Annotated in this window: 5 protein-coding genes and 1 pseudogene; all 6 read right to left on the bottom strand. The window is 32.1% G+C overall.

Annotated elements, in window-relative coordinates; all coding sequences use genetic code 11:
• A partial coding sequence (locus tag RYK07_RS08625; protein WP_314853460.1) for an ATP-binding cassette domain-containing protein occupies positions 1 to 454 on the bottom strand: 454 nt, incomplete at its 3' end.
• A 315-nt stretch (positions 455 to 769) separates the two neighbouring features.
• Positions 770 to 931 (bottom strand): annotated as a pseudogene (locus RYK07_RS08620) (phosphoglycerate mutase); the annotation flags it as partial.
• A gap of 244 nt (positions 932 to 1,175) precedes the next feature.
• On the bottom strand, positions 1,176 to 3,602 hold the full coding sequence (locus RYK07_RS08615) for an ATP-binding protein (protein WP_268707235.1): 2,427 nt from the start codon (positions 3,600 to 3,602) through the stop codon (positions 1,176 to 1,178).
• A gap of 60 nt (positions 3,603 to 3,662) precedes the next feature.
• Entirely contained in the window at positions 3,663 to 4,823 is a 1,161-nt protein-coding gene (locus RYK07_RS08610; protein WP_268707234.1) for an XRE family transcriptional regulator, read from the bottom strand.
• 26 nt (positions 4,824 to 4,849) lie between these two features.
• Positions 4,850 to 5,563 carry a DUF5986 family protein gene (locus RYK07_RS08605; RefSeq protein WP_268707233.1) on the bottom strand — a complete coding sequence of 238 codons (714 nt, stop codon included), beginning with the start codon at positions 5,561 to 5,563 and terminating at the stop codon, positions 4,850 to 4,852.
• 416 nt (positions 5,564 to 5,979) lie between these two features.
• On the bottom strand, positions 5,980 to 6,443 hold a 464-nt coding region (locus RYK07_RS08600; protein WP_314853459.1), incomplete at its 5' end, for a class II fructose-bisphosphate aldolase.

Genomic DNA, 6,443 nt, shown 5'->3' with positions numbered 1-6,443 from the left:
CCTTGATAAAGTCCTTCAAATCCAAGACTTCATTCAAAAAGTCCATGCGCTTATGAAAGAGCGAGTCTGGTACATCATAAATCTCCTTCAAGACCGTATAGGTCTCTTGCAGGGCCAAATCCCACCATAGCTGGGTACGTTGTCCAAAAACAACCCCAATATCCTTGACATAATCTTGGCGATTATCCTGCGGAATCTTGCCATTAATCCGACAAAAACCAGATGTTGGTTTCAAAATTCCTGTCAGCATTTTAATGGTTGTCGACTTCCCAGCACCATTGGCCCCAATAAAGCCTAAAATTTGTCCTTTTGGAACCTCAAAGGTCAAATCCTTGACCGCTTCAAAGGTCTGCTTTTCAGGATGAATAAAGGAGCGCAAAGCCCCCTTCAATCCCGGTTCCTTAACTGTCTTCACAAAATTTTTCTGAAGATGTTCCACTTCTATCATTGCCATATCTATCTCCCTATGGTAAGGAATAGCAACATTGTATTTTTGACTACAAATATTCTAAATCCTTACTTTCTACACCTTCTCAATATTATTACAGAAGGCTTTATACCAACCTATTATAGCCCAATAAAAAATAGAATGCAAGCGTTTGCCTAAAGTTTATGGAATTGAAAATTTTTCTCATAAAATGATAGTTTTAATCCAATATTCTGGCTTAATAGTTCCCTTAAAACATCAAAAAACCCACCCAATGGGTAGGTTACGAATTGTAAAAAGCAAACGATTTTGATCAATATGATTCACTATTTAATCAAAGAACTAATCTTTCATAATTCTTTTCACAATCCCATTTCTATCAATTAGAAAACAATCTGGAAAGGTCATTTGCTCCCATTTTTCATAATCAAAACTGGAATCAAAGTGATGTAGTAGCATTCCTATCAAATTCCCGTGTGATCTAAGTAAAATCGTTTTTTCTGATATCATAGACATTCATTAGATGTCTATTAACTACGAATTTTTGACTCATGGATGTTAGTAATTCATTTTCCTTTTTGTAAACAGATTTTGTGAAATACAAATGTGGAGACTAAAACACAAGAATGAATCTAAAAAGCCAATATTATATTATTTTAGTTTTTCAGAATGTTATTGTACGAAAAATAGGTTGTGTATATAAGATTCTAGTGACTTCTGAGATTAGTCTAGCATCTTACTTTCTAAACTATAACAATGGTTTGTTTAAAATACTTTCTAATGTATCACTTTCTTCTGTAATCCTTTCTTCAAGTTGCGCATCTCTCCATCTATCATAGGCTTCATCCGCATATAAAAAGCTATTGTATTTCTGTTGCAGATATTCTTCAAGATTTAATTGTAAACTGGAATAATCAAATTCCTCCACTTTGATATCATCCCATTGATAAATATCCGTTAACTTTTCAGTTAACTTTTCTTGAAATTCTGAAACCTGTCCTTCAACTTCCCAATCTAAATCAAAGCCATCTGGATCATTAGTAAAATCAACGTCTTCCTCGTCCAAAGTACTTCTACTGTCTAAATAATCTTGGAGCAACTCAATTTTTTTCTGTCTAAAAACGCTATAGCAGTACATCTCTTTTAAAGAACCTTCTTGATAATCATCATTTTCTATACTTACCTCATAAATTATCTTACTTATTGTATTTACAATAGCATCTAGTTCTTCCGAATCAAGATAAGGACTTTTTACTAGCTTATCTAAAACACTTTTATCGTCAAGAATACTCAGAAATACTCTTTTCATTGCTTTATTATCAGAAAAATAAATCTGACTAATAATATTACTCCACCCATTCTGATAAATATTTAAATTATTCCGCCCATCATATATTCTCAGCAACTCCTCAAAATCAGTCTTAAATTTTGAAAATTGATTTAAATATATAATGGATAGGATTTTTTCGCCAATAAAATCATCTTTATCTTTGAAGTTGTTCCAATCAGCTAATAGTTTACTAAAAAACATATTCTGTGTGTCAGTTAATTCACCTAAAATATAACTACCGCATCCTTTACATAATTGATGAAGATAAATAGAATTCTGAGTTAATTTTTGGGTTATATTGGGATACTCTTTTAATTTATCATTTAAAAAGTCAATAATACTAGGATTAAAAAAGTCCACCTTACTTATACTGTCAAAGCTTTCCTTTGTAAAAGCTAGCCATGAGCCGTCTAGTTTTTTTAACGATTTTTTAAAATCAAATATTGAATTAAGTTCCAAAGTATGAAGTGAATTTATTAACCACTCTTCTTCAACAGGATAAGCATCGAATTGTAATAAAGAAAATAGCAAATATTTCTCTTCAATCTTTAGATTATCGAATAAATTATTATAAAGCTGATTGGGATGGTCAAGATAATACATTACATAATCATAAAAACTTCCGCTAGCTTCCTTGAAATTATTTGCTATTAATTCTATTGACCTAGGAAAATAATTTCGGTGTCGTACAATTTTCTTCCAATCCTTGCCAATAAGATTGTTATATTTTTCTACAAGTTCTACTTTATCGGCACTTGTAAGATATTGTACTTTTCGTTCAAATACTTTCCTGAAAATGTAAGCTCTGTCAATATCAGAATACTTAGATAAATCAATGATAAATCTTCTTTGCTCTGTAAATTTTTCATCTATTAATTTTTGAAACTCAAAATTTATCAGTGTTGCATCTTGAAGAATTTGAGTACGAGAGTTTAAACAAATAAAAAGGTTATTGGTGTTAGTAGAGGCCGAATATAATTTTTTTATATCTTGTAATACCCTCTCTCCAACATCAAACTCATTACGCCCCAAGAAGTCATCAAAAACGACAAAAAGATTTCTATCCTCATTATCTAGATAATTTTCATTATATAATCTAAGAACTTCATTAATATCTTCTACTCTACGCATAATGATATCAAAGATATTCTTATTATTATTTAAAAATAGATTTCCAAGCATTGAACAAGTCGTTGTTTTACCAATTCCAGCTGGCCCTTGAATTAATAAAATATGCTCCCTTTGTAAAATATGATAAGCTTCTCCTAGAAAACGTGTTTCAACAAAATAATGAGCATCAAAATCTGAAAAATAGTCTTTTGATTCCGCTTCTATATTTTTCAACTTAATATTTCTCAATACATTTGTTATATCTTTCTCCAGCAATCCATACTTTATAAAAATCTCACTATATTCTTTATGTTGGGAAAGAGTTGTTAACGTAGAAGAGAATATAATATAATCATCAGTTGGAATAGCATTAGGAATTATTGTATCTGCGTAATCACGTATCTCCTTTAAGTTTGCAGGAGATAAGCCCATACTTGTAACAATAACATAATTGAAATCATTTTTCCAACCATATTTTTCTTTAGTCAGAGCAATCTTATCAATTTCCTCTTTCAAAATTTTTACAGCTGTAGCATGATTTTTTGTTACCTGCCAGCGTTTAGCTTGGATAACGAGAGACGGAGAAGCAATATCATCAATGCCGTCAATACCATCATCCCTTCCTTCCTTAAATCCATGTAAACTACTATTATCAAATTTTTTCTTTACAATTTCAATGGCAAAATTTTCAAAGTCTGATGTAGTCATTCCATCAGCACGAATACCAATATCCATAGTTCTCCTAATTCTACAATCCCTACAAATGTTTAATCACATATTATGCTTCGGACTATTCTATGTTCTTCTTATTCTTTCTTTAGTAAGACTAATAATATTTGGATACCTATCATTCAGTTCATCAAGATATCCTGCCTCTAAGCCGCATAAATCCTCAATTAAAAAATTAGGCAACAATTTATTGTATACTCTATAAATATCAGCAGATATGTCCATCACAATTCTATTTTCCACTAATAGCTCTACTGACTGTTTTAAAGATAGAGGATTGCTAATCAATTTTGTTGAATCTAAGGGCTCATTTTTTCTCCAACCTCTGTAACTAAGTTTCTTATACAAGTTTGTATACTCATTAGAATCTATGATATTCAATGACTTAGCACGCATTATCATCATACTAATTGAAACTTGCCAAATTCTTTTTAGATACCTGTAGTACTCTAGATCATTTTCATGCCCAATGATAGAAGCTTTAAACGAATCCTTTGGCAATAGAAATTCAGCCGCAAACTCATTCGCTTCGTCTTCCATTTGCTTATATTCAATTGCTCCCATGTCTTGAGGCGACTTACAATTTTCATGCATTAACCAATGTCCTAATTCATGAGCTAAACTAAACTGCTGACGATAAAATGAATACTCTGTCCCTTCTAACATAACAACATAATACTCATTATTATTTACTTTAACAGCTGAACCAAAAGCATCAACTTTATCACTCTGAGTGTCTATTCTAGAAATAACAAAACCTTTTTCTTCCATCAACAACGACAAGTTATCAATTGGTCTATCTCCAAGTTCCCATTTCTCTCTTATGTAGCTTGCGTATTCTTGTGGAGTATAGTCTAAACCAGAAAGACCCCAGTCAAGATTTGGAAAATCAATAAATTCTCCCAAGTAATCTCTTATTAAAGCAACATAATTTTTATTTATTTCTGCAGGCATTTTTTCTGTTTGAGTCGCTGTGTAACGACTTCTAAAAAATGTGCCTGTAGAACTTAAGCTAAAATTATCATTTCCAAAAAAGAAATCTCTCGGAAACTTTAATTTCTTTTCCAATATTTCTAACGATTCTTCACTTGGCGTTGCTCTTCCTTTTTCATATTTAGAAACCATTTGTTTTGAAACGTTTAAAAACTCTGCAATCTGAGTAATACTTTTTTTGTTAAAAAGTCTTGCCTCTTTTAAGCGAGCACCATTAAAACTAATCTGAAGCATTATTTACTCCTGTGTTATATAAAATATCATAGTTTAGTATTCTCTTCCTTCTTTTCAACAGGAAGACTTACATGCTTTTGTGACTCCAATTGTTTCTGTACGTCAGATTTCAATGCAACAAGAGGTTTCTCAGGATTATTTTCACGTCCATCTTCTTCAAGTTTTGTAAAATCAAATTCTGTGATATTTACAGCATCAATAAATTCACAAAAGGCATTTACCTGATTAACAATCACTTCTTTAGTTTTTTTATCAAAGGTAACAACCCTAATCTCATCAATCGAATTATAATGATCTCCCAATAATTTCTTCGCTTGTTCAATTTGTGAATCACTCAACCCATCATCATCCAGATCATTAAATAATTCAATGGATAGTTTACCGTCTTCTTTTCCATTTAAATGAGAATTTTTCGCACGTGCTATACAAGTAAGATAGTGATGCTTTTCGTATTTATCAGTTACATCTTCAAATCTTTTCTTCATCATAAAAACATATAGAACACCCTCAATAATTACTCCTTTTGCCGTCCACAGAGCCCCCATACACATAGTGGGTGATATTAAATCATTTACTTTGGCGGTATTTACAATATCACGATAAATAAAATCCCAAGTTAAAATTGGTTGACTATTCTTAGTTTCAAACTCATTATCATAAAATATTTTCTCAATATCTCTCTTGTGACTTGTTGAAAATACTTGAGAAAACTTAAAAATTTGGGTTGGTAAATTTTCCATAGAGTACCTCGTTGAATTTTATAGTCTTATTTTAAGATTTTCTTTCAAAAAAGTCAACTATTATTGGTTTTTATTATTATTTTTTATCTCTCTTATTTAGATACTTTTGCTACTTAGGTCACGAAACTAGAAAAATCATATTGTTATTTTGAATGAAAGTTCTATCATTAATTTAGCTACTCTGTATTCCTAAAAATTAGGTGTTCCAATTTACTTTGGGAAAGACAGTGATTTCCTTTGAAAACAGGTGTAAAGCTGTTATATTCGTTCGCTAAGGGTAATCTTAGAATCATTGTAAAAAATTACTTTCGTTTAGCAATTTAAGATTGGCTCTTCTACAGTATATTCGCTATATATCCAGACACCAAAAAACCCACCCTCATGGGCAGGTTTCTATTCTATATTATTCAGCTAGATTAAGCTTTACCTTCTGAACCGAATACGTCGATACGTTCTTCAACTGATGCTTGGATAGCTTTTACACCGTCAGCCAAGAATTTACGTGGGTCGAAGAGTTTCTTCTTGTCGTATTCTGCTTCGTTTGCTTCGTAGTCACGAGCAAATTTACGAGTTGCGTTAGCGAATGCGATTTGGCATTCAGTGTTAACGTTAACTTTCGCAACACCAAGTTTGATAGCTGCTTGGATTTGGTCATCAGGAATACCTGAACCACCGTGCAATACGATTGGGAATCCTGGAAGAGCTTCTGTCAATTTCTTCAAGTGGTCAAGGTCAAGACCTTCCCAGTTTGCTGGGTAAGGACCGTGGATGTTACCGATACCAGCTGCCAAGAAGTCGATACCAGTTTCAACCATTGCTTTAGCGTCTTCGATTGGAGCCAATTCACCTTTACCGATGATTCCGTCTTCTTCACCACCGA

Source organism: uncultured Granulicatella sp., assembly GCF_963528315.1.
Lineage (GTDB): Bacteria > Bacillota > Bacilli > Lactobacillales > Aerococcaceae > Granulicatella.
The sequence above is the reverse complement of the archived record's forward strand: the minus strand, read 5'-3'. Positions and strand labels throughout refer to the sequence as shown.

Bases quoted from the DNA above. Each gene is read 5' to 3' on its own strand.
- RYK07_RS08615 (WP_268707235.1), bottom strand. From the start codon at position 3,602: ATGGATATTGGTATTCGTGCTGATGGAATGACTACATCAGACTTTGAA.
- RYK07_RS08605 (WP_268707233.1), bottom strand. From the start codon at position 5,563: ATGGAAAATTTACCAACCCAAATTTTTAAGTTTTCTCAAGTATTTTCA.
- RYK07_RS08610 (WP_268707234.1), bottom strand. From the start codon at position 4,823: ATGCTTCAGATTAGTTTTAATGGTGCTCGCTTAAAAGAGGCAAGACTT.